General features: G+C 59.2%; 1 protein-coding gene. It reads right to left on the bottom strand.

Annotated features, from left to right (window positions below; translation table 11 throughout):
• Positions 1 to 260, bottom strand: a 260-nt coding sequence (locus QN399_RS26310; RefSeq protein WP_330201943.1) for an AAA family ATPase, incomplete at its 3' end; no start/stop codon positions are given.
• Positions 261 to 277 lie beyond the last annotated feature (17 nt).

The following is a 277-nucleotide window of genomic DNA, read 5'->3' as shown; positions in this document are numbered from 1 at the left end:
GCATTATCGATGGTGAGGGTGACCTCGGCGCGCCCCAGAGCCTTGCGGTCGCCGGCGCCGGCAAAGATGACATCTTGCATCTTTCCGCCGCGCAGCGTCTTGGCGCTTCCCTCACCCATTACCCAGGCCAGAGCGTCCACCACATTGGACTTGCCGGAGCCATTCGGCCCGACGACGGCGCAAATTCCTGGCTCGAATTTCAGAGACGTCGCCGACGCGAATGATTTGAAGCCTTTCAGCGTCAGCGATTTCAGGTGCATTTGGGTAAGTTTAGCAA

The organism is Pseudomonas sp. 10C3 (assembly GCF_036346185.1).
GTDB lineage: Bacteria > Pseudomonadota > Gammaproteobacteria > Pseudomonadales > Pseudomonadaceae > Aquipseudomonas.
The sequence above is the reverse complement of the archived record's forward strand: the minus strand, read 5'-3'. Positions and strand labels throughout refer to the sequence as shown.